The sequence below is a fragment of the Ruegeria sp. CDSA246 genome, from assembly GCF_059611225.1.
On sequence record NZ_JBXWPD010000022.1, the window covers coordinates 1 to 22489 of the forward strand.

At 56.8% G+C, this 22489-nt stretch carries 21 protein-coding genes and 1 pseudogene; 2 read left to right on the forward strand and 20 right to left on the reverse strand.

The window, feature by feature from the left end; genetic code table 11:
• Window positions 1-149: 149 nt before the first annotated feature.
• Window positions 150-582: pseudogene (locus tag AC2FI9_RS20840) on the forward strand (IS6 family transposase); the annotation flags it as partial.
• Between the two features lie 184 nt (window positions 583-766).
• Here the strand turns inward: AC2FI9_RS20840 and AC2FI9_RS20845 are convergent.
• Genes AC2FI9_RS20845 through AC2FI9_RS20870 form a run of 6 tightly spaced genes read right to left on the reverse strand, consistent with a single transcriptional unit; the run spans window position 767 to window position 7954 of the window.
• Window positions 767-1708, reverse strand: a complete 942-nt coding sequence (locus AC2FI9_RS20845; protein WP_496770426.1) for an ABC transporter permease — start codon at window positions 1706-1708, stop codon at window positions 767-769.
• Complete coding sequence (locus tag AC2FI9_RS20850) at window positions 1705-2748, reverse strand: ABC transporter permease (protein WP_496770428.1); 1044 nt, start codon at window positions 2746-2748, stop codon at window positions 1705-1707. Before AC2FI9_RS20850 ends, AC2FI9_RS20845 begins: the two co-directional genes overlap by 4 nt.
• On the reverse strand, window positions 2738-4258 hold the full coding sequence (locus AC2FI9_RS20855) for an ABC transporter ATP-binding protein (protein ID WP_496770430.1): 1521 nt from the start codon (window positions 4256-4258) through the stop codon (window positions 2738-2740). The genes AC2FI9_RS20850 and AC2FI9_RS20855 overlap by 11 nt, the downstream gene beginning before the upstream one ends.
• Entirely contained in the window at window positions 4255-5661 is a 1407-nt protein-coding gene (locus AC2FI9_RS20860) for an amidase (RefSeq protein ID WP_496770431.1), read from the reverse strand. The genes AC2FI9_RS20855 and AC2FI9_RS20860 overlap by 4 nt, the downstream gene beginning before the upstream one ends.
• The gene (locus AC2FI9_RS20865) at window positions 5630-6613 is read right to left on the reverse strand and encodes a BMP family protein (protein ID WP_058281138.1); all 984 of its coding nucleotides are present in this window, start codon (window positions 6611-6613) and stop codon (window positions 5630-5632) included. The genes AC2FI9_RS20860 and AC2FI9_RS20865 overlap by 32 nt, the downstream gene beginning before the upstream one ends.
• Before the next feature lie 39 nt (window positions 6614-6652).
• Window positions 6653-7954 (reverse strand): amidohydrolase family protein, encoded by a 1302-nt coding sequence (locus AC2FI9_RS20870; RefSeq protein WP_496770433.1) that lies wholly within the window; start codon window positions 7952-7954, stop codon window positions 6653-6655.
• A 445-nt stretch (window positions 7955-8399) separates the two neighbouring features.
• Here AC2FI9_RS20870 and AC2FI9_RS20875 point away from each other — a divergent pair, with 445 nt between their 5' ends.
• Window positions 8400-8828, forward strand: coding sequence for a MarR family winged helix-turn-helix transcriptional regulator (locus AC2FI9_RS20875; RefSeq protein ID WP_496770435.1), 429 nt, complete (start codon window positions 8400-8402; stop codon window positions 8826-8828).
• A gap of 156 nt (window positions 8829-8984) precedes the next feature.
• Here the strand turns inward: AC2FI9_RS20875 and maiA are convergent, their stop codons facing one another.
• From maiA to hpaD, 14 genes are all read right to left on the reverse strand, one after another.
• Window positions 8985-9617, reverse strand: a complete 633-nt coding sequence (gene maiA / locus AC2FI9_RS20880; RefSeq protein ID WP_496770437.1) for a maleylacetoacetate isomerase — start codon at window positions 9615-9617, stop codon at window positions 8985-8987.
• Between the two features lie 85 nt (window positions 9618-9702).
• Window positions 9703-10248 (reverse strand): VOC family protein, encoded by a 546-nt coding sequence (locus AC2FI9_RS20885; RefSeq protein WP_058274548.1) that lies wholly within the window; start codon window positions 10246-10248, stop codon window positions 9703-9705.
• A 63-nt stretch (window positions 10249-10311) separates the two neighbouring features.
• The gene (locus AC2FI9_RS20890; RefSeq protein WP_496770439.1) at window positions 10312-11628 is read right to left on the reverse strand and encodes a TRAP transporter large permease; all 1317 of its coding nucleotides are present in this window, start codon (window positions 11626-11628) and stop codon (window positions 10312-10314) included.
• Window positions 11625-12173 carry a TRAP transporter small permease gene (locus AC2FI9_RS20895; protein WP_496770441.1) on the reverse strand — a complete coding sequence of 183 codons (549 nt, stop codon included), beginning with the start codon at window positions 12171-12173 and terminating at the stop codon, window positions 11625-11627. Before AC2FI9_RS20895 ends, AC2FI9_RS20890 begins: the two co-directional genes overlap by 4 nt.
• A gap of 3 nt (window positions 12174-12176) precedes the next feature.
• Window positions 12177-13211: a TRAP transporter substrate-binding protein gene (locus tag AC2FI9_RS20900; protein ID WP_496770443.1), complete on the reverse strand. Its 1035-nt coding sequence runs from the start codon at window positions 13209-13211 to the stop codon at window positions 12177-12179.
• A 16-nt stretch (window positions 13212-13227) separates the two neighbouring features.
• Entirely contained in the window at window positions 13228-13419 is a 192-nt protein-coding gene (locus AC2FI9_RS20905; RefSeq protein WP_496770446.1) for a DUF2783 domain-containing protein, read from the reverse strand.
• Entirely contained in the window at window positions 13416-15050 is a 1635-nt protein-coding gene (locus tag AC2FI9_RS20910; protein ID WP_496770448.1) for an FAD-dependent oxidoreductase, read from the reverse strand. The genes AC2FI9_RS20905 and AC2FI9_RS20910 overlap by 4 nt, the downstream gene beginning before the upstream one ends.
• Window positions 15051-15075: 25 nt before the next feature.
• Window positions 15076-16026: an MBL fold metallo-hydrolase gene (locus AC2FI9_RS20915; protein WP_496770450.1), complete on the reverse strand. Its 951-nt coding sequence runs from the start codon at window positions 16024-16026 to the stop codon at window positions 15076-15078.
• A 524-nt stretch (window positions 16027-16550) separates the two neighbouring features.
• Window positions 16551-17279: a metallophosphoesterase family protein gene (locus tag AC2FI9_RS20920; RefSeq protein ID WP_496770454.1), complete on the reverse strand. Its 729-nt coding sequence runs from the start codon at window positions 17277-17279 to the stop codon at window positions 16551-16553.
• Between the two features lie 43 nt (window positions 17280-17322).
• On the reverse strand, window positions 17323-18378 hold the full coding sequence (locus tag AC2FI9_RS20925; protein ID WP_496770458.1) for an aldolase/citrate lyase family protein: 1056 nt from the start codon (window positions 18376-18378) through the stop codon (window positions 17323-17325).
• Window positions 18379-18389: 11 nt separating this feature from the next.
• Window positions 18390-19190, reverse strand: a complete 801-nt coding sequence (gene hpaH, locus AC2FI9_RS20930) for a 2-oxo-hept-4-ene-1,7-dioate hydratase (RefSeq protein ID WP_496770461.1) — start codon at window positions 19188-19190, stop codon at window positions 18390-18392.
• Complete coding sequence (locus AC2FI9_RS20935) at window positions 19187-20041, reverse strand: fumarylacetoacetate hydrolase family protein (protein ID WP_496770462.1); 855 nt, start codon at window positions 20039-20041, stop codon at window positions 19187-19189. The genes hpaH and AC2FI9_RS20935 overlap by 4 nt, the downstream gene beginning before the upstream one ends.
• Window positions 20041-21522 (reverse strand): NAD-dependent succinate-semialdehyde dehydrogenase, encoded by a 1482-nt coding sequence (locus AC2FI9_RS20940; RefSeq protein WP_496770464.1) that lies wholly within the window; start codon window positions 21520-21522, stop codon window positions 20041-20043. The genes AC2FI9_RS20935 and AC2FI9_RS20940 overlap by 1 nt, the downstream gene beginning before the upstream one ends.
• 24 nt (window positions 21523-21546) lie before the next feature.
• Window positions 21547-22389 (reverse strand): 3,4-dihydroxyphenylacetate 2,3-dioxygenase, encoded by an 843-nt coding sequence (hpaD, locus tag AC2FI9_RS20945; RefSeq protein WP_496770466.1) that lies wholly within the window; start codon window positions 22387-22389, stop codon window positions 21547-21549.
• Between the last annotated feature and the right edge of the window lie 100 nt (window positions 22390-22489).

Sequence of the window (22489 nt, forward strand, 5' to 3'; positions counted from 1 at the left end):
AGTTCGCCCAACTGGCAGGGTAAACCGCTCACCAATTCCACTAATGCTCTGCCATCTGAAAAGTTTGCGACAGAACCTCGCGTGAAAACATTGATGATCTCTTCTGGATGTGCAGTTTGTCTGTTTATGCATCTCGTCCGGGGTTTTGGAAACAGGGTCGACAAGGCGACGTCTGGCTCCTTGATGAAGTTGTCGTGAGCATCTCTGGTCGCAAGTATTGGCTTTGGCGCGCAGTCGATCAGCATGGCGTTGTGCTGGGCGAAGTCCTCCAACCGAATTGGGGCAAACGGGCTGCAAAACGCCTTTTACGCCACCTGAAAAAAACGCCTCGGCTTCATTCCCAAGCAAGCCATCACAGACAAGCTGCGCTCATATGGCGCCGCTGGGCGCGAGGTCGCTCAAGATCTGAAGCATTGGTCGCACACGGGTCTCAATAACCGCGCTGAAAACAGCCATCTCGCATTCCGAAAACGGGAACGGACGATGCAAGGCCATCTGTCTCCAGGCGGCTTTCAGAGGTTCGTGGCAACCCATTCAGCCGTTCGGAATTGCTTCTGTGTCCCAGCACGTCGTCGCTCAGCCTAAACAATCCGAAATCACCGTTTCGGCCATTTGACGCTAGGAATGCCGCAAACTAAGCCGCTTGAGATCCGGGTATCAGCATTCCTTGGTGCGCCGCAAGTTATCGCGACAACACCCGTTCAGTCTTGCAGTGCGAATTCTTTTTTCTTGTTCAATTCCGGCCAATATGCGCGAACGAATGCCGCTAACGTTCTCCGCGCCGGTAGGGTGCCATCAACGCGGCAGGTATTTCGGCTCTGCGGGCGACAAGGACGAGCGCGACGATGGAAAGTACGTAAGGCGCCATCAGGAAGAGCTGGTAGGGTACGCCTTCAATCGCAGTCTGCAGCCGCAGCTGGTATGCATCAAAGAATGCGAATAATACCGCGCCAATCAGCGCCTTGCCGGGCCGCCAGCTGGCGAAGACGACCAGCGCAATGCAAATCCAGCCCCGCCCCTGAACCATACCCGGGAAAAAGCTGTTAAACGCCGTTGTCGTCAGGAAAGCCCCGCCCACCGCCATCAAAGCCGATCCGACAACAACTGCGCCGATGCGGATGCGGATGGGGTTCAACCCCTGCGCCTCGACCGCATGCGGGTTTTCACCGGTCATCCGAATGGCCAGCCCTAACGGTGTTCGGGCAAGGACATACGCCATTGCAGCCACAGCAAAGAGCGCCAGATAAGTCGGCAGGGCCTGGGAAAACAGGATCGGACCGAGAACAGGTATGTCGGAAAGCCCAGGAACATTGAGTGGCTGGAAAGGCTCTATCGTTGGGGGCAAGTCACCCACTTCGACAAGTAGCCTGTAGAGGTAGTAGGCCAAAGCAGATGCAAACAGCGTAATACCAAGCCCCGATACATGTTGCGAAAGCCCAAGCGGAACCGTCAGCATGGCATGCAGCAAGCCCATCACGGCGCCGCAAAGGGCCGCAATCATCAGGCCCACGAGCAACGGTGCACCCATGTAGACGGCAAGCCATCCGCTCATCGCGCCCATGGTCATGATCCCCTCGATTCCCAGATTGAGCACGCCCGAACGTTCGCAGAGCAATGCGCCAAGGACGCCGAATATGAGTGGCGTGGCAATACGCAACACGGAAGCCCACAGACTGGTATTCAGCAGCAGATCAATTGCATCACTCATCGGCGCACCCGGTAGGTTGTGAAAAGAAGGGCCACGATCATGGTAAGCAAACAGAGCGCTACAATCACATCAGCGATGAAACTGGGAACACCGGTTGCGCGGCTCATGGCGTCGGCCCCGACGAAGACTGTGGCAACGAAAACAGCGGCAGCAACGACGCCGGCCGGATGCAAGGCGGCGAGCATGGCGACAACGATGCCTGCATAGCCAAAACCGGGGCTCATGGTGGTGGTGACCCCTGCTGTAACACCCATGACTTCGACAGACCCGGCGAGCCCCGCCAGGGCGCCCGAAAGCAGAGCTACGCCCATGATCGTTCGGGGTAGGGATATTCCGGCAAAGGCAGCGGCACTGGCGTTCAAACCTGCGGCGCGCGTTTCAGCGCCAAAAACGGTGCGCGCCAGGATCAGCCAAACGGCGCCTGCTGCTGCGATGGCAAAAAGCAGCCCGATATGCAGACGCGTGCGCGGGATCAGATCCGGGAGCCGAAAATCTCCGTCTACGGGCACTGAAGAGGGCCACCCAAAGGCCAACGGATCGCGCATCGGGCCTTCAATCATGAGGCCCACAAAAAGGATTACGATGAAGTTGAGCAGAAGGGTCGTCACCACCTCATCCACCCCGAAACGCAGGCGCAAATAGGCAGGTCCCGCCAAAAGAGCCGCGCCCGCAGTCATGCCTGCTAGCATCAAAAGTGGAATACCAATCCATCCCGGAACCCCGAGCGAATGCCCGATCCAAGCGGTGACCAGCGCACCAACAAAGAACTGCCCCTCACCTCCGATGTTCCAAAGTCGCGCGCGGAAGGCGACTGCCGCAGCAAGCCCTGTGAAAATGAGCGGTGTGGCGCGGGTCAGCATCTCGGTGATCGAAAGGCGGGAGCCAAGCGCACCGGTCAGCATTTCGCCATACGCCGTGAGTGGGTTTACACCCGCAGCTGCGATGAGACCCGCAGCGAGAAGTAACGCAATAAAGATCGCGGCCAGCGGCGCAATGATCACAAGGTGCAGTGGCACATGTGTGCGTCGTTCAAGCCGCATCATCATTTTCCCTCCAAACACCCGCCATCATCAGGCCAAGACGTTGCGGGTCAGCCTCGTTGGCGGATATGGGCTCCGACAAGCGCCCTTTAACGATGGCCTGTATACGGTCTGACAGGGCCACGGCTTCTTCCAGTTCTTCAGAGATGAGCAAGATTGCTGCGCCTTCGGCCCGGGCAGCCAAAAGCTCGGCATGAACGGCGGCAATTGCCCCTTCATCAAGGCCGCGCGTCGGCTGGTTGGCGAGCACAAAACGCGGTCCGTTGGTCAGGACCCGACCGAGGATAAGCTTTTGCATATTGCCGCCAGACAACAGCCTTGTTCGCGTGTCGGGACTGGCACCACGGATATCAAAACGTTCGATCAGCCCTGAGGTGTAATCGCGAGCGGCGCCTTGCCGGACAAAGCCGCGGCGCGAAAACTCTGGTGTACGCAGCCGTTCGAGCACCGCATTTTCCCACAGGCTCAACTCGCCTACTACGCCTTCCGCGTGTCGGTCTTCCGGTACTCTACCAGCCCCCGCACGGATCATGCCGCGCGGCCCCAGATGACCGATATCTTCGTCCAGAAGTGTCAGCTGCCCGGCGCTTGGGTGAAGCAGCCCAGAAAGCAACCCGCCGAGCGAAGCCTGACCATTGCCTGAAACGCCAACGATACCAAGGATTTCACCAGTATGGACGGTGAATGACACGTCATCCAGACGCCACTCACCGTCCTCTTCCACGCGCACATTTTTTGCAATCAAAACTGGCGCGCCAATCTTATGGTCATGGCGTACGGGCCGTTCCACTTTGCGGCCAACCATCAGTTCCGCCAGTTCTCCGGGGTTGGTTTCAGAGGTTTTGCGTTCTGCAACCATCTTGCCGCCGCGTAGCACTGCCACACGGTCAGAGGCAGCCATGACCTCATGCAGTTTGTGGCTGATGAAGATAAGCGAAAGACCCTCCTTCGTCATGTCGCGTAAGGTCTCGAACAGGCGCATCGCCTCGGGCCGGGCCAGAACGGCGGTCGGTTCATCCAGGATCAATATGCGCGCGTCGCGGTAGAGCGCTTTAAGAATTTCAACACGCTGGCGTTCTCCTACGGAAAGCGACCGAACCTTGGCCTCGGGGTTCACGGGCAGGCCAAACCGCTCTGCGATCTGCAACAGCTTTTCGCGCGCCTCACCACGAGCGGATCGCGCGCGCGTCAAGGGTTCGGAGCCAAGCATGACGTTTTCAAGAACGGTGAGGTTGCCCGCAAGCGTGAAGTGCTGGTGAACCATTCCCACACCCACCTCGATCGCTGCGCGTGGAAGGCCCGGAGGCAGTTCTTCGCCGAACACCCTGACAGTACCTGCGTCGGCTGCGTAGTGGCCAAACAGGATATTCATCAGCGTCGTCTTGCCTGCGCCGTTTTCACCCAGAAGCGCAAGGATTTCCCCCTCCGCCAGTGTCAGGGTCACATCATCATTTGCGATAAGCGTTCCAAAACGCTTGGTGACGCCGTGAAGCTCCAGAACCTTGGTCATGCGAGTAGGCCTGCGATTGGGGACGGAAAGGAAAGTGCGGGCGCGCGGGTCTCGATAAGTGCACCGAGTTTTAGCAGTGCGAAATCGGCGCCGGAGGGACCAATCAGTTGCACACCGAGAGGAAGGTCATTTGCCATGCCAAAAGGCAGCGCCAGGGCTGGCAAGCCCGCAACATTGGCAAGCGCGGCGTTTGGGGCAAAAGCTTCCAGCCGCGCCATGTGTTCATCGGGCGAAGTGCCAGACAGATCCAAAGTGCCGACAACGGGCGGAGCAGACGATAGGATCGGCATCAGGATGGCATCGGCGGATTTGAAAAGCTTGCGGGAGCGATTTGTCAGGCGTGCCAGTTGTCGCGAGGCCGCAAAAAGCGCGGTGGCAGATGTCGCACGACCCTCAGTAGCCAAGGCGGCTGCGAGCGGGGGGACCTGATCATCGGAGATTTTGAGTGCGGTCAGCCATTCCGCCAACGAAACAGCCAGTATGGTTCGGGCGATTTCATGAGCTTCAGCTCCAATCCGGTCGGGGGCACGAACATCATGCACTTCACAGCCTGCGTCGCGCAGCGCGTCGGCAGCACCTTCTGCAGATTTGCGCTGATCAGGTCCACAACGATCCGGCAATGCCACCGCGACACGGGGACGTTTTGGGAAGTGCACTGGGGCCATTGGCCGGACTACAGATTGAAGGGCGGTCTCCACGTCGCGAACCGAGCGCGCCAAGACCAGCTCAGATGCTATGCCCATCAGGTGATTGGCAAAATCAGGGCCCCCGGGCACCGCACCACGAGACGGCTTGAGCCCGGTCAAACCACAACACGCTGCAGGTACTCTGATGGATCCGGCTGCATCCGTGGCATGAGCAATTGCAACGATACCGGCTGCAACCGCAGCCGCAGCGCCGCCAGATGAACCACCGGGTGTCAGCGCGGGATTCCATGGATTTCGGGTCGCAGCCATGCCATCTGGTTCGCATGTCAGGGAAAGGCCGAATGGGGGTGTTGTAGTCAAGCCAAAAGGGATCAAGCCGGTTTGGTGCAAATCTTGCAACAGGTAGCTGTCACTTTCGGGTTTACGCGCTTGTGCTCGGATTGCTGCAGATCCTGCCGCAGCGGGTAGCCCTTTTGCGAAACCACCGAGGTCTTTGACCAAAAATGGAACCCCATGAAATGGACCGCGCTGGTCAGATGGCAATGCGTCTGCTGCCCTTGCCCCGGCGCGCGCCATGTCTTCGTCTAGAAATGCCACAGCCCCCAAATCCGCCTGCGCGTGGCAGGCATAAAGGCTTGCCTCCATCACGTCGAAGGCAGTGATCTGCCCTGACGTAATGGCGGCCGCAAGAGCCGTGGCATCGGTCACGTCAAAGCCCTCGGGATCAGGAGGGCTCGCTTTCGTCGATCGGAACATCCCATTCGCCGGATTGGATCGCGGCCTGTTTAGCCTCCATCGCCGGGATGGCGTCAGCAGGCACTTCATCGGCGACATAGATCAGCTCGTTGCCGCCATGGGCCATGAAGGAATATTCTGTGTAGTTGCGCCCCGTTGGGTTACCGGCCTGAACGTCGGCTACGATAGCCTCGATAGTAGGACCGTAATTCCAGATCGCGTTGGCAAAGACTGTGCCTGGATAGCGAGGGGTATAGTCGATAAGCGAACCGATGGCCTTCACGCCCCGGGCTTGGGCGGCATCCGCGGTGCCAATGCGCTCACCAAACAGGACATCCGCGCCCGCATCGATCTGGGCAATTGCAGCTTCTTGCGCGCGGGCTGGATCAAACCATGCTCCGATAAAACCGTTGACGAAGGTGGCATCTGGGTTCACCTCGGTCACCCCCATTCGGAAGGCATTGATCAACAGGTTCACTTCGGGGATCGGATAACCGCCGACCGAACCAAAGACATTGCTTTCTGACATTTGGCCCGCAAGCATACCGGCCAAATAGGCCGCCTCGTGGTTGCGGGTGCCGAAGACGCCGAAATTGTCCCCTTCCGGCCCACCGGAAGAGCCCATGAGGAAAGCGGTATCCGGGTAATCGCCCGCCACTTCGCGTGCTTCGCGTTCCACGGCGTAGGACTCGCCCCAAATGATCTGCGCGCCACCTTCGGCATACTCGCGCATCGCGCGGGGATAGTCGGTCGGAGCCACACCTTCCGAGAACTCATATTCGATCAGACCAGCGTCGGCGGCCTCCTGCATCGCAACGTGGATACGACTGTTCCACGCGTTTTCGACAGGAGACATATGCACGCCAGCGACTCGGGTCGCAGATTGTGCGTTCACGCGACGGACATAAGCCGGCAGGGCCAGTGTGGCCGCAGCGCCGACCATCAGTTGACGGCGGGTTGTGGTGAGTTTCATTGGTAGATCCTCTTCTGTTGGTGGCGATTGTTCTTGTTCTTAAGCTTCCTGAGTATTGGGCCTGGGCGCGTAATCTGCGGGATCCAGGGTCGTGGGGCGGCCGGGCAACGAAAGCGCGGCCATTCGGGGTTCTGTACGGGCCAACACCTTTCCGTTTTTGATTACGGCAAGGCGGATGGATTTCAAGCGAACAGCTTCAATCGGATCACGCGCCTGCAGTACAACCATACTTGCAGGGCCGCCCTCGCGGATTGTCGGGTCGGGCAGGCCCATGGCTTTGGCGCCATTTTGGGTTACCGATGTGAATGCCCATTCCATCGCTTCTCGGGATGTCATCGGTACCGCGTGCACACCCATATGGGCCACTTCCAGCATGTCGGCGGACCCAAGCGAATACCACGGGTCCATTGTGCAATCCTGCCCGAAGGCAACGTTTACACCGGCAGCGCGCAGCTCTGGCACGCGGGTCAGACCTCGGCGGCGCGGATAGGTGTCCGAACGCCCTTGCAGCGTGATATTGATCAGAGGGTTGGGTACCACGTTCATACCGCTTTCTGCGATGAGCGGGATTAGCTTCGATGCATAGTAATTGTCATAAGAATGCATCGCAGTGACGTGGCTTGCAGTTACACGGCCCCCAAGCCCAAGGCGCGTGGTCTCAAAGGTCAACGTTTCTACGTGGCGAGACATCGGATCGTCGCTTTCATCGCAGTGCAGGTCCAGCATCAGGCCGCGGTCCGCCGCTATCTCGGCCAGTCTTGTGACCGATCGAGCCCCTTCCGACATCGTGCGTTCAAAATGCGGGATCCCGCCCACGACATCGACACCCATATCGAGCGCCTGGATCAGGTTTCTCTCTGCGTTTTCTGATCGGTAAAGGCCATCTTGCGGGAATGCCACCAATTGCAGATCGATATAGGGGGCGACCTGTTTACGTACCTCCAAGAGCGCTTCAACACCCACCAATGGAGTGGATGAAACATCCACGTGCGAACGGATGGCGAGCAGTCCCTGCGACACGGCCAGATCGCAATACCGCTTGGCCCGCTCAATCACCGCTTCAGGTGTCAGCAGGGGCTTCAACTCACCCCAAAGCGCGATGCCCTCCAAAAGCGTGCCCGAGACATTCATGCGCGGCAACCCTAGGCTCAGGGTCGCATCCATATGGAAGTGCGGGTCCGTAAAAGGAGGGGAAACCAAACGCCCAGCCGCCTGAATCTCTTCATGCGCCTCAGCCTTGATATCAGGCGCAACTTCCGCAACGCGGTCTGCCTTTATCGCGATATCCACCGGCCCGCTGCCATCCGGCAGGCTGGCCTGTCTGATGATTAAATCGAGCATCCAATTCCCCCAAATTTGACCGCATGGTAAAAAGTATTCTGCAAGAATGCTAATAGTTTTTGTTGCACTTCCGGGTCCAGTGTTTCCGCTAGTCTCGGTGCGTGCCTATATCCAAGGCTTGTGTTGACCTTTCTTGGCAGCTGAAGCTGACACATCGATCAACTTTCGCTTTTGGGATTTTGCGTTGCAGAACTGCTAATTTTTGCAAAGGTCGGTTCACGCTGGGAATCTGTCCGTTTCAGCAGATTGCCGATCCGGACCCTTGATCCAGCGGATCCGCAGTTTTCTTGCAAGCAGAAAAATACTTGGTAACAGAATCAAATCACTGGGAAACGTGATTTCGTCAACTTCGGCTAACAGTTTGCAAAACTACCAGCGTCAAGGTGGCGAAGATCAATGCAGGAAATTTCGTTGCATGTGAAACAAAGCAGATATATAGTTTCGTATGCAACTAGATTCCTTCTTTCCCTATCGTCTCGCCGTGGCATCCGAAGCGTTCTCACGAAAACTCACGGAAGTATACCAGCGCGAATTCGGGCTATCACGGGAGGAATGGCGCCTGCTTTTTCTACTTGCCAATGCCAAAAGCCTGACCTCTCTAGAACTCTCGCAACGCACCACTCTGGATAAGGTTCAAGTCAGCCGGGCCGCGCAGAGGCTTGACGATAAAGGATTGATAACCAGAGCAATTTCCGAAGAAGATCGCCGAATTAGGGTTTATCATTGTACGCCGGAAGGCCATCGATGTTTCGAACAGTTGCTGCCACAAGTCGATGCTTGCGCGCAAGGGATGCTGAATTCCATATCGGCCGAGGACCGTGCAGCACTGGACCGAGGCGTGACTGCGCTGCTTAAGGCCGCGTCGGTGACATAGGTACATAAGCCAATCTGCGCAACTCAAGCCATCTCCAGTGCTGGCTGCCGACCGGCGTAGAAATCCGTGTAATCGGTGACGTGGAAGGGCATTGCCTTCCCGGTCGGGCTAACGCCGTCGACCTAGAATAGAATGAGGTCTGCCAGTGTATTTCTCTCAGGAGGCATCGGTCTGGTTTTCAGGTCGGGCGGCGTCAAATGCGGGCAGGGTGAATGCGCATTCTTCGATCTCAAGTAGCCGGTCGAATGGAGCCATATCGACGCCCCAGCGATGTGCATTGTAAAGCTGTGCGACAAGGCAGATATCGGCAAGGTCCGGCTCGTCACCAAAACTGAAGGTGGTGTTTGCTGGCAAAAGCGCTTGGTAGGCATGGAAACCTTCGGTCATCCAATGCCGGAACCATTCGATCCCATCCTCAGCCGTAAGCCCGTACCGGGACTTCAGATACGCAGTGACCCTAAGGTTGTTAACCGGATGAATGTCCATTGCGATGGTATGGGCCGCAGCCTGTACCCGCGCACGCTCAAACGGATCTTCCGGCAGGAACGGAGGTTCGGGTATGGTGGCGTCGAGATACTCGATGATCGCAAGCGATTGAGTGAGTACACGACCGTCCTCAAGGATCAGCGTAGGGACGCCCTTCCCGGGGTTCAGCGCGACGTAGTCCGGCGCGCGCTGTTCTCCGGCAACAAGGTCGACGGGGATCGTTTCGTAGGAAACACCCTTGAGATTCAGTGCGATCCGGACCCGAAAAGAGGTCGTCGAGCGCCAATAGCCGTATAGTTTCATGACTTCCTTGTTTTGTGGTCAACCGTCTCAGATTTTGCCAAAAATAGGTTCCCGCGCCGGAAACCGATCCGGCACGGGATGCCCGTCAGGCAGATTTGTTGAGTTCCTTGGCATGCAGCCAATCGGCATGTTTCGGAGCTTTCTTGGTCTTCGACCACTCGTCCAACATAAGCCATTTCACTTCGTCCATGCGCTCCAGCAGCGCTTCTTCTTCCGGGTCCGGGCAGGCCAGTTCGATACGATGGCCGGAAGGATCAAAGAAGTAGATAGAGTGGAAAATCGAATGGTCGGTCACGCCGAGTACTTCGACGCCATTAGCTTCCAGATGGTCCTTGAACTGAAGCAGCGTTTCACGATCCTTCACCTTGAAGGCGATGTGCTGCACCCAGATCGGGGTATTGGGATCCCGGCCCATTTCCGGCTTCGTGGGCAGCTCGAAGAAAGCCAGAACATTCCCATTCCCGGCATCCAAAAACAGATGCATGTAGGGGTCCGGCTCATGCGTAGATGGGACATGATCCTCGGCGATGGCCAGGATAAAGTCCATGTTCAGCATTTTCCCATACCATTCGACCGTCTCTTTTGCGTCTTTGCAGCGGTAAGCGACGTGATGGATCTTCTCGATTTTCATCGATTTCTCCTTTCCGAGGGTGCAGTTTTCAAGGTCAAGGCAACGTACGGTCGCCTCAGGCGTTCACATCAACCCCACCAGCCAGAGTGACAGGGAGGGTACAAGGATGAGCAGGGTCAGCCGCAGGATGTCCGCGATCCAGAATGGCAGCACGCCGCGAAAGATCGTTCCGAGTGAGACATCTTGCAACACGCCCTTCAGCACAAAGACATTCATACCGACGGGGGGTGTGATCAGGCTGATTTCGGTGGCTACAACAACGACAATGGCGAACCAGATCAGGGCGTTTTCGGGATCGAGCAGGAGTTCATTGGCAAACTCAAGCTCAAACATCAGTGGGTAGAAGACCGGCACTGTCAGCAGGATCATCGACAGGCTTTCAAGCACACAGCCAAGTACCATGTAGGTGAGCATTATGAACACGATGACCGCCCAGACCGGCAATTCGTTGTCAATAACAAAGCCTGATAGGGCATCCGGCAGTCCGGCGTAGTTTATGAAGTTGGTGAACAGCTCGGCACCTATGATCACCGCAAAGATCATGGCAGTAGCCCGGATCGAATCCAGCGTAGCTGCGAAAAAGCTGCGCCAGGTCATCGTCCTGAGGGCAATGGCGATCAGGATCGAAGCGCCTGCACCCATTCCGGCCGCCTCAGTCGGTGTGAAGAACCCACCATAGATGCCAACCATGATGAAGAGAAAAAGGCCCAGCACACAGATCACGCCTATGACGTCAGCCCGACTCATGGGTTCGGTGTTTTCCTCCTCCGGAGCCAGAGAAGGGTTCAACCGTACCGCAACCATGACCGCGCCAAGATAAAACAGCACACCAATAATACCTGGCACAATTCCCGCGATAAAAAGCTTGGCAATATTGGTTTCGGTCAGCAGGCCGTAGATGATCAGGATCACCGAGGGCGGGATCAAAATGCCCAGTGTCCCACCCGCGGCGATAGAGCCTGTCGCCAGCCGGTCATCATAGCCAAAACGACGCATTGAAGGCATGGCAACTTTTGACATCGTGGCAGCAGTAGCCAGGGACGAGCCACACACTGCAGAGAATCCGCCGCAAGAAAAGACCGAAGCCATGGCAAGTCCGCCGCGCAGTCTGCCAAAAAGCCGATCGGCACCGGCAAACAGCCCGTGTGCCACGCCCGAGCCGGCCAACACGTTGCCCATGAAGATGAACAGAGGGATGACCGAAAGGGAGTAAGACAAAGAAGTGTCAAACGCCACTTGCCCTGTCATAGCCCAGGCAGGTTCCCAACCACGCATATAGGCAAACCCAAAGCCGCCTACAGCCGCCATCGCGAAGGCGATAGGCACGCGCAGTAGTATAAGTCCCAGAAGGATCGCAAAGCCGATCAGAGATTCAATCATGGGGCGCCCTCTAGGTGATCTTGATCGGTGTCGTGTTCGATGGGCGGTTGTAGTCCGCGCAGGAATGCGATGAACGCCGAAACCATGCAGGAGGCCCCAGCCAGATAGCCGAATGGCGCCAGTGGAATCTCCAGCGCGTTGGTCACCGCGCCGTCATGGGCAGCCTTGGCTGCATGGGTGAAAAGCCGCCAAGAAAAGGTGGCTAACAGGGCCGCAGAGAAGAGGCCTGCAAACGCAGACAAAAGACGTTGCGTCTTGCGTCCGAGCGCCAGATTCAGCAGGTCGACCTCGACATGTTCGCGGTGCTCTGTCGTCAGCGGTAAGGCCAGGAAAACAAGCGCTGCCAGCAGTATTTCAGTGAGTTCAAAGGCACCGGAAAGCGGTGCGTTGAACAGGTACCGCCCAACTACATCCACACAGGTGATGAGGACGAGGCTGAACAGGTTCAGTGCGGCCCCGACACCCAGAGATCTGTCGAGCAGCAGCCCGATGTCCAGCCCCTCATCAGGGGGCTGGTCGGGGAAACGATGGCGAAGCCGCTCCATGGATCAGAAGTCCACGCCAGCTTGTTTGCGCATTTCTTCAAGAGCAGCAGTGCCGTCATAGCCGTCCGCCGAGATGGCTTCGGACCAAGCTGTTTCGGCATTTGCTGCCTGTGATTTGATCGCATCAACGACTTCGGCTGGCGCTTCGTAGATTTCGATCCCGGCCTTTTCAGCCGCGGCGCTGCCTTTCTCGTCTGCACCGACCCAAGCTTCGCCAACCAGTGCGGCAAAGGCTTCACCGGAAATCGCCTCGATGGCTGCCTGATCCTCTTCAGAGATCTCGTTCCATTTGTCTTCGTTCATGACCATGAACCAAGTAGTGTTGTAGATGCCGCCGGGGACTTGCATCGTGTACTTGACATCTTCGGTCAGCTTGAACGCAGCCAGAGCGTCGTAGGGAAACGTCACACCGTCGATTACTCCGCGCGAGAGCTTTTCATACACCTCACCCGAAGACATGAAGAGCGTTGTGGAGCCGAGACCGGACATCAGATCCGAGATATAGCCGCCAGGCACGCGGATCTTCAGGCCTGCGAAATCGTCTGTCTTTTCGATCTTACGGACATTGTTGTGCAACATGCCGGGGCCGTGCACGAATAGCCCCAGAAGCTTGGTGCCCTCATGTTCTTTCTGCGCCTCCAGCGGGCCGGAATAGACATTCCAGAATGCTTTGGAGCCAGCAACGGCATCGTCACCAATGAACGAGAACTGACCGATCCGAGAGCGGGTGAAACGGTCATCTGTGGTAAAGGAATGCAAGCCGTAGGTGATATCAGCGATACCTTCGGCAGCCATGTCGTAATGTGCCGGGGGCGGGCCCATGGGCTTTGCAAGCACACGTACAGTCACGCGGCCATCGGTGACTTCCTCCACTTGCTTGGCCCAGGGTTTGATTGCCTCAACGACGATTGGATGGCGCGGCGGCAGCCAGCTCGAAAGCGCAAGCTTGGTCTCTGCCACGGTAGTCGTTGCGATAGACATTGCAGCGGTTGCAATGCCGGCGAGCAGCAGGGTGTTGCCCTTCAGTTTGATATTCATGGTATCCTCCCTTGGATTATGTGATGTCGGCGGCATTGAGCGCCTGGCTCAGGACGCCCCGGTCGCCTATGTGGTTGGCCAGGATCAGAATTAACCTCGCGTTGATTATATCGCTCTCGGCCTTGGTCTTGCCCTCATGCGTTGCCAGCAGGTCGGCGTAGAAATCGTCGGTTCCGTCGATATTCGGTGTCAGGGTCAGATCGCTCATTGGCTTACTTCCTTACCGGCCGCACGGCGCAAGGCAGTGCGCATCAGGGTTTCGTTGTATTCCGCTCGGCGGGCGGCGACATGCTGATCTGGGCGGATCAGGTAGACCGCCGAACTGGCTTCGCCGAGATAGCGTTTCCTGAGCTGACCAGTCGGGTCGTCGCGGGTTGAAAGAGCCAGGCGGCGTGCCGTGATGCCGTCCTCTTCCAGAATTTCAGGTGCTTCTGCATCGATTGTCAAAAGGATGAACTCATCACCCAGCTTCGACAACAGGTATTCATCGCCCAACGGGGCATCAGGGCAGGGGGCGCCGGGCTGCGTCCGTTCAGGACCGCCTGCCAGTGCGTCAGCGGAATTGAGTCCCGATCCACTGTACACGCATGGAACCGAGAGCCGACCCGAGTTGACCATCGGTCGTGCGAACTCATACGTTCCGCTTAGGCTGAGCACAGCATCGCGAAATATCCGACTGGTTTCTGATTTCGGCGTGATGAAATCGGTGGACCGTGTCGAATTCAGGATGTTTTCGTCCGCGCCGTAAACCCGTTCGGTATCATAGGTGTCAAGCAGGCTCTCAGGCGCTTTGCCTTGAATAACCAACCCTAGTTTCCAGCCAAGGTTGTCCACGTCCTGCATGCCGGAATTGGCACCACGCGCACCAAAGGGCGAGACTTGGTGCGCCGCATCACCAGCAAAAAACACGCGACCAGAGCGGAAGCTGTCCATCCGCTTGCATTGGAAGGTATAGATAGAGGACCAGACCATTTCATAGTCCACATCCCCCAGCATCGCATCCAATCGGCGACGGATATTCTCTTCTTTAAGTTCTTCTTTGCGGTCAACATCCCAGCCGATCTGGAAGTCGATCCGCCAGACATCATCAGGTTGCTTGTGCAACAAAGCTGAGGCGCCAGAGCCGTGGGTCGGTTCAAACCAGAACCAGCGCTCAGTAGGGAAATTCAGATCGCCTTTTAATTTGATATCAGCAATCAGGAAGCTGTCCTGAAAGACTCGACCGCTGAAATCGAGACCAAGCATCCCGCGCAGTGGTGAATTGGCGCCGTCGCAACCAATAAGCCAATCCGCTTCAAGCGTGTATGGCCCATCCGGTGTCATCACCTTCAGGGTGACGTGATCGTCGTGTACTTCGACGCTGTCCACACGGTTCTTGCCACGCAACTGGATCGGGGCACCCTTGTCCTGCAACTCGCGCAGACGGTCGATCATGTATTGCTCGAAATAAGGCTGTTGTAGATTGATGAAGGCGGGGTATTTATGCCCGTCTTCCGGCAACAGGTTAAATTCGAAAACCTTGTCATCGCGATGGAATACCTTACCGAGATTCCAGACAACGCCTTTTTCGAGCATCGGTTCGCCGCAGCCATAGCGGTCGGCCACTTCCAGGCAGCGCTTTGCGAAACAAATCGCCCGACTGCCCATGCCGATCCCCTCATGATCATCAAGCACAACCACGGGAACACCTTGGCGGCCGAGGTCCAGGGCTGTGGCGACTCCGATTGGCCCTCCACCCATGACCACAACCGGGTGACGCACCGGTGCGTCAATATCCTGATCCGGCGATTTCTCGTATGGATAGCTCTTGTAGGCGAGCGTGTAACGGTCATCAAACATTGGAAAACCCCTTCCCTTCAGGCGTTCAGCCTTGCAGTTGCTCCCACATTTCCAGATCCCGCTGCGCCGTCCAGATACGTGGTGTGTCGATGCCGCGGGCTTCGTCATAGGCGCGTGCAACATTGAACGGCAGGCAGTGTTCGTAGATCGCGTAGTCAGCGAATTTCGGGTCGCACGCGTCACGTACAGCGTCCCAGGCATCTTTCAGGCTGCCGCCGCTAGCGGCGACACGAGCGGCCGGGCGATAGGTGCTTTCGACAAAATCCCGGGTGGACTCGATCGCTGCTTCAACCATATCTTTTCCGAGCAGAGCATCACCGCGGCCGGGCGCAATAGCATCGACGTCAAATGCGGCGATATTGTCTAGAGTGCCACCCCAATCGTTGAAATGGCCGTCGCCGCAATAGCAGGCAGAATGATACTCGACGATGTCACCGGTAAACATGACGTTCTGGTCGGGAACGTGAATGACGATGTCACCGGCAGTATGGGCGCGACCAAGATGCATTAGATCAACGCGCCGGTTGCCGAGGTATGCACTCATGCGATCTTTGAAGGTCGCGGTGGGCCAGGTCAGGCCGGGAATGCTTTCATGGCCTTCGAACAGACGTGGAAAACGCTGAAACTCACTGTCCCAATCTTCCTGACCACGTTCGACAACCTGCGCCCGGGTTGTTTCGGACATGAGAACCTGATCTGCGCCATATGCTGAAGCGCCTAGAACACGAACCGCGTGATAGTGAGTTAGAGCCAGATGCGTGATCGGTTTGTCGGTAACTTCTCTGACCTTCTCAATCACCTTGCCAGCCAGACGTGGCGTGGCCTGCGCCTCGACAATCATGACACTATCATCGCCGATGATCACACCGGAATTGGGATCACCTTCAGCAGTAAAGGCCCAAAGCCCTTCACCCACTTCGGTGAAGCTAATCGTCTTTTCACTCAAATCTCCCTGAGATGCGAATGCCTTAACCATTGTGTTCTCCCGAAGTATGTCGCTCGCGTGACTCGTTTCGTTTCATTTGCAACGAATATCGTTACATATGAAACTAAAGTCAATCCCGTTTCGTTTGAAGTTGCGTGTTTGAACTATTGTTGCTGAGTGCATTCGAAGATTTTTTGCGAAGTTGCCGGCGTAAAAAAATGTTGTCCATTCCAGCTATTTTTGAAGCCAATCATGCCGACCGTTGTAAAGAACTGCATTCCCATTAAGCGCCTGATAGACCCAATGGGTTGGTTCAAGGCTTAGCGCTAGTGGCTCCTACGTTGGATAGGATCGAAATGGTCAACATAGCCGTAAGCGTCGATTCACATTCGGTCTCTCTCAGTTTCCACATGGCGCCGTGTAGACGGGACAATTTGATTGTTCCTGAATTCTCAATCGTCGCGGCCAATGTCCTGCGACAGAATCTGCTGACGGGGATCATGGTTGGGAAGCTTCTGAAAAAGAAACGACACCGGCGACGCTACAATTTTACGCGATGGGAGCCAGAGGCTGTCTCAGCCAGTCACAGGTCTACGTCCACCAACATCCAGCACCCAGCATTTGGTGCCTTCGAACACGGCGGTAGTCAGGGCGTGGCCATAGCCTGCTCCTGTATCCAGATTGATACGGTTTCCATGGTGTTCAGGTGCGGCCACGTGGCTGTGGCCGTGGACGACTAACCATGGATATGGGTCTTTATGGTTCAGGAATTCCTCACGAATCCAAATCAGATCGTCGTGGTCTTGCTGATCCAGTTTCACCCCGGGTCGAATACCTGCGTGCACGAACAGCAATGCGCCGTCCTGATGGAACGGCTTTAGCCCGGTCAGAAAATCGATATGAGCCTGAGGGACGGCCTCTTTGGCCTTGGCGTGGACTTGATAGATTCTGTCCACGTTGGCGGTTTCAACCCCATAGGACCGCAGCGTTTCGATCCCGCCGATCCGAGGATGAAGCCAGTGATACCCGACCAGCAGGCGCGCATCATTGCGCGGATAGTCCTCCAGGAACATTGCGCACATCTGGTCATGATTGCCACGTAGAAAGATCCAGTTCTTACCGTCGGCGTTCCCTCGGACCAGCAGATCCAAAACCCCGCAACTTTGCGCACCCCGGTCCGTATAGTCACCGAGAAACACGATCTTGGCGTCTGGTCCTCCATCCCGTTCGATCCGGTCCAGTGCGTCTTCAAGCATACCCAGTTGGCCATGGATATCGCCAATTGCATAAACCGGATCTGACATGAGTGTTCCTTGTCGTCGTCTTCAGGCGGTAGTTGATTTGGGATCAGTCCACCCAGGCAATGCTGAGGTCTTCGCGAAAAGCAAACCGTACCAGATGCGCTTCGATGACTTCCTGCCAGCGGTTCAGATCTCCGCGAGGGCCGGTCTTAGCCGTCAGCGAAAGGCTGGTTTCACCTGCGACCAAGGTCAGCCGATTTCCGACCGGAAATTCCACGCTGCCGTGGGTGTCGTCGAAAGCCACCTGGGCCTTGTGGGACCAGTGCTTGCACAATTGCTGCAGGTACTTGCTGGCCGCTTCCGTTTGGGCAACACCCGAAACGCTTTGGTCAGGTAGCAACGCCAAGGCTTCATCGGCGGCCCGGCGCACCGCCTGCGCGAACAAAGTAACGTCGATGTTTGTAGCCAGGAAGGTCGCCCCCAGATCCAGACATTTACGCTGCATGGCCGGATCAAGTGTCAGTATCCCGGCAAATTTGCCTGCCGCGACGACCCGAGTTATCGCGTCCAACACAGCCTCTACCACTTCTGTATGATCAGCATCACCAATATGGCCCATGTCAGCAGCCAGATCGGAGGGACCGAGAAAGACCCCATCAACGTCAGAGGCAAGAATATCGTCTAGTGCCTCTAACCCGGCGCGGTTTTCCACCTGAACAAGCAGGCAGATTTGTTCATCCGCCGTTTTCAGATAGTCCGGGATCGCCGCAAATCGCGAGGCCCTTGCCAACGCCGATCCCACGCCCCGAACCCCGTAGGGTGGGTATCGCACAGCCCGCACCAAATCCCGCGCCTGATCTCCGCTTTCGACCATCGGCACCAGAATATTCTGAACGCCGGCATCGAGGTATTGCTTGATCATCCAGGTTTCACCGATCGGCAAACGTGCGACCGGTTGGCTGCCGCTTCCTTCGATGACCCGCACCTGTTCCAGGATAGAGCGAAGATCGTTTGGGGCGTGCTCTCCGTCAACAAGCAACCAGTCGAAATGGGACGTGGCCGCGATTTCAGCGGCATAGGTGTCGGCCATTCCAATCCAGCAGCCGACCTGCGGCTGACCAGCCTGCAGCGCGGCCTTGAAAGCGTTTAGTGGCGCAGGCATCCCGGCCTCCTTTAGGCAAAGTTGATATCGACCGAGCCAAATGGCCCGAAATCAGCATGGATTTCGGTGCTCGGCGGGCATTCGACGGGTCGTATAAAACTACCAGACAAGATCACCTGACCCGGTTCTATGCTCTGGTCGTACTGCGCCATACGACGGGCCAGCCAGACGACGCTTTCGACCGGGTCGTTCAGAACACCCGCGCCCAGACCGGTTTCCTCGATCTCACCATTGCGGAAGGTCAGTGCCCCAACCCAACGCAAATCAAATGCATCTATCGCGTGACGCTCAGGGCCCAACACGATGCCCGCATTGGCGGCGTTGTCGCTGATTGTGTCATAGACGGTACGCGTCTGTCCGGTTGCGGGGTCGGCACGCTGAATACGCGTGTCGAGGATTTCAATCGAAGGCGCGACGTAATCCGTGGCGGCAATGATGTCGTCACGGGTGACGTTCTCTCCGCCTACCGCAGATTTCATGACAAAAGCAATCTCGGCCTCGATCCGGGGCTGGATGAACCGGCCCGCAGGAACGATTCCGCCGTGATCGAACTTCATATCATCGAACAAAATTCCGCTGTCGGGGATATCGATATTCAGCGCATATTGCATCGCTTTCGAGGTCAACCCGATTTTCCAACCGATCACCTTGTGCCCTTCGGCCAATTTTTTTCGATAAATGGCGTTCTGGATCTCATAGGCGTCGCTCATCCCCATTTCGGGATGGCGCAGTGTCAGAAGGCCAATCTGTTCGTGCGAACATTCAGCCTGCAATAAGTCGGCTGCGGCACGGGCATGATCTTCGGGGGTCATACCTGTTCGTCCTCGACTGTGTTGCGCAGCGTTCCAATGCCCTCGACTGAGATTTCCACTACATCACCCGGTTCCAGGTATTTTGGTGGATCAAACCGCGCACCCGCACCCGTCGGGGTGCCGGTGACGATGATGTCACCGGGCAGAAGCGTCATGAAGGTCGAAATATATTCGATCTCGCGCCTTATCGGGAACATCATGCGATTCAGCGTATCGTCCTGGCGCAACTCACCATTCACATGGGTCTGAATTCGGGCATCGTCCAACTGGGCCGCGTCGGTGAATGGCACTAGCCACGGACCGATGGCACCGGAATTGTCCCAGTTCTTTCCCTGTGTGACGTTGAACTTGGCATGGCGGACCCAGTCGCGGATTGTGCCTTCGTTACACAAGGTCAGGGCTGCGATGTGGTCATAGGCATCTTCCTGCGAAATTCGCCGACAGGATTTGCCAATCACGATAACGACCTCGCCCTCGTAATCCAGCGTGCGGTTTTCCGGCGGGCGGATCAGCGGGCGGTCGTGCCCGGTGAAACCGCTGGCAAAGCGCGGAAACAACGACATGTATTTCGGCTGTTCGCTGCCGTCTTTGTATTCTGCGTTGCGGTCGGGAAAGTTCACTCCGACGCAGAGGATGCGGCGGACATCCGGCATCACCATTTCGTAAGTGAATTCCTTGTGGGTCACTTCGCGGCCTGCTGCGGCCTCGGTCAACTTTTCAAACTCGCCCGCGGCGATCACCTCGTAAAGACTGGCCTGATCGGGGAAGGCGTCGTTCAGGGCAATTGCACCGTCATTGGTGATCGCGCCGAAAAAAGTTGCTCCGTATGCGGTGAATGTTGCAAAGCGCATCAGGCCTCCTCGGCGGCGTCAATGCCACCCATGCACAAGTATTTGAGTTCCATGAAGTCATCCAGCCCATGGCGCGACCCCTCGCGCCCCAGACCTGACATCTTAACGCCTCCAAAGGGCGCTTCGGCAGTTGAGATCAGGCCGGTGTTGATCCCGACCATGCCATATTCCAATGCTTCGGACACGCGCCAGACACGGGCCATGTCGCGCGAATAGAAATACGAAGCGAGGCCGAATTCGGTATCATTGGCGGCTACGATAACTTCGCTTTCCCTGTCGAATTTGAACAAGGGCGCGACTGGGCCGAAGGTTTCCTCGGTCGCCACCGCCATGTCTGCGGTCACGCCAATCAGGATGGTCGGCTCGAAGAATGTGCCGCCAAGGGCGTGCGGCTTGCCGCCCAGTGTTACTGTTGCACCCTTGGCGGTTGCGTCTTTGATATGCTCAGACACTTTCGCGACTGCGGCTTGATCGATTAGTGGGCCAAAGACGGTGCCCTCGTCAAAGCCGTTTCCAGTCGGCAGTTTTGCGACCTTAGCGGCCAGTTTTTCGGCGAACGTGTCGTAGACCCCAGACTGGACATAGATGCGGTTGGCGCAGACGCAGGTCTGGCCGTTGTTTCGGAACTTGGCGATCACTGCCCCTTCGACTGCCGCGTCCAGATCTGCGTCGTCAAACACGATGAACGGTGCGTTGCCGCCCAATTCCAAACCTAGTTTCTTGATCGTAGGTGCGCATTGCGCATAAAGCATCGCGCCGATTTCGGTGGACCCGGTAAAGGTCAATTTTTGCACGATTTTGCTCGAGGTCATCTCACCTCCGATGGCGCGCGCTGATCCAGTGATGACCGAGAACAATCCCGCAGGCAACCCGGCTCGCTCGGCCAAAACCGCCAGCGCGATAGCCGAGAACGGCGTCTGGCTGGCAGGTTTGAGCACCATGGAACAGCCTGCCGCCAGTGCCGGTCCCTCCTTTCGCGTGATCATGGCATTGGGGAAATTCCACGGCGTGATCGCGGCAACAACCCCAATCGGCTGTTTGATTGTGATGATCCGCTTATCCGGCGCGTGGCCCGGGGTGACGTCGCCATAGGCGCGGCGAGCCTCTTCAGCGAACCATTCGATGAAGCTGGCGCCATAAGCGATTTCACCCTTGGCCTCAGCCAGCGGCTTGCCCTGCTCGGCGGTCAGGATAGCGCCAAGATCATCCTGGTTTTCGATCATCAGTTCATACCAGCGGCGCAGAATTTGGCTGCGGTCCTTCGCTGTACGCTTAGCCCAGCCCTTCTGTGCACGGTGCGCTTCGGCGATTGCTTCGGCCGTTTCGGCCGCCCCAAGATTGGGGACACGTCCGATTAGATCACCAGTTGCCGGGTTGGTCACTTCCAGAGTGGTGGATACCTCGTTGGCACCGACCCATTTGGACCCAACCCGCGCCGCTTCGATAAGCAACGTGGGGTCGTTGAGACGTAAGTCTGTCATTTGCAGGATTCCCGTGTCTCGGCCTCAGACCGAAAAACTAATATTTGCCTGACCCGTTCCGGAACTACCGAAATACGGCGTGTAGATGTCGATCTCGCCCTTGTAACTGCCCCATCCCAACGCACCAAACAGCAGGGCAGTGTCGTTCATCGCACACTCGCCCGTACATTTCTTGGCGTAGTCAGGCAAAAGGTCCAAGAATTCTTGGAACCGGCCCTGCTCCCACAATTCGAGAACGCGCATATCCATCTGGCGGTTGAACTCGCCATTCACTGCGTTCAGACCCTCGACCGAGCGCTCATTCGGCGTGAAGTCATGACTTAGAGACCCGGAGGCCAGAATAGAAACATTGCGGTCCGAGCGCCGAATGCCTTCTGCGATGGCTTCGCCCCAAACGCGGTTCTCGGCGATGGATGAGAACTGGTTGACCGCAACCGGCAGTACCCGGGCATTCACACCGTCATTGATGAAATGCATTGGCAAAAGGGTACCGTATTCCATGCCCATGTCGGGATGCGAATGACCCAATGCCCGTTCCCCACGTTCTCTCAGAACGTCGAGGATAGTTTCACCAAGATCGTGATCACCGCGATAGTCGAACTCCATATCCGCCAGCATGTGCGGCAGTTCATGGCTTATAAAACGGCCCTTGTGGCGCTCTTTTGTGTTCAGGTGAAAGCCCTGATTGGTGATCCAGTGCGTGTCGAAGATGATGAAGGTGTCGACCTCGCGGTCAATCGCGTCCTGACGCAGACGTGCGTAACCATCTATCGCAGGTTGCCGGATACCTTTGTATTTCGGCATCGTGTGGGACATCCAGATGCTGGGCACATGTGTGATCTTAGCAGCCTGTACAATCTTTCCCATGACAGTTCCTCCTCACTTAAGGTGGCGTCTGACCGCTTTGGAAGGGAGAGCGGACGACCAGACGTCGTTTGGTCCGACTCTTAGAGAGTTCTTGGACCAT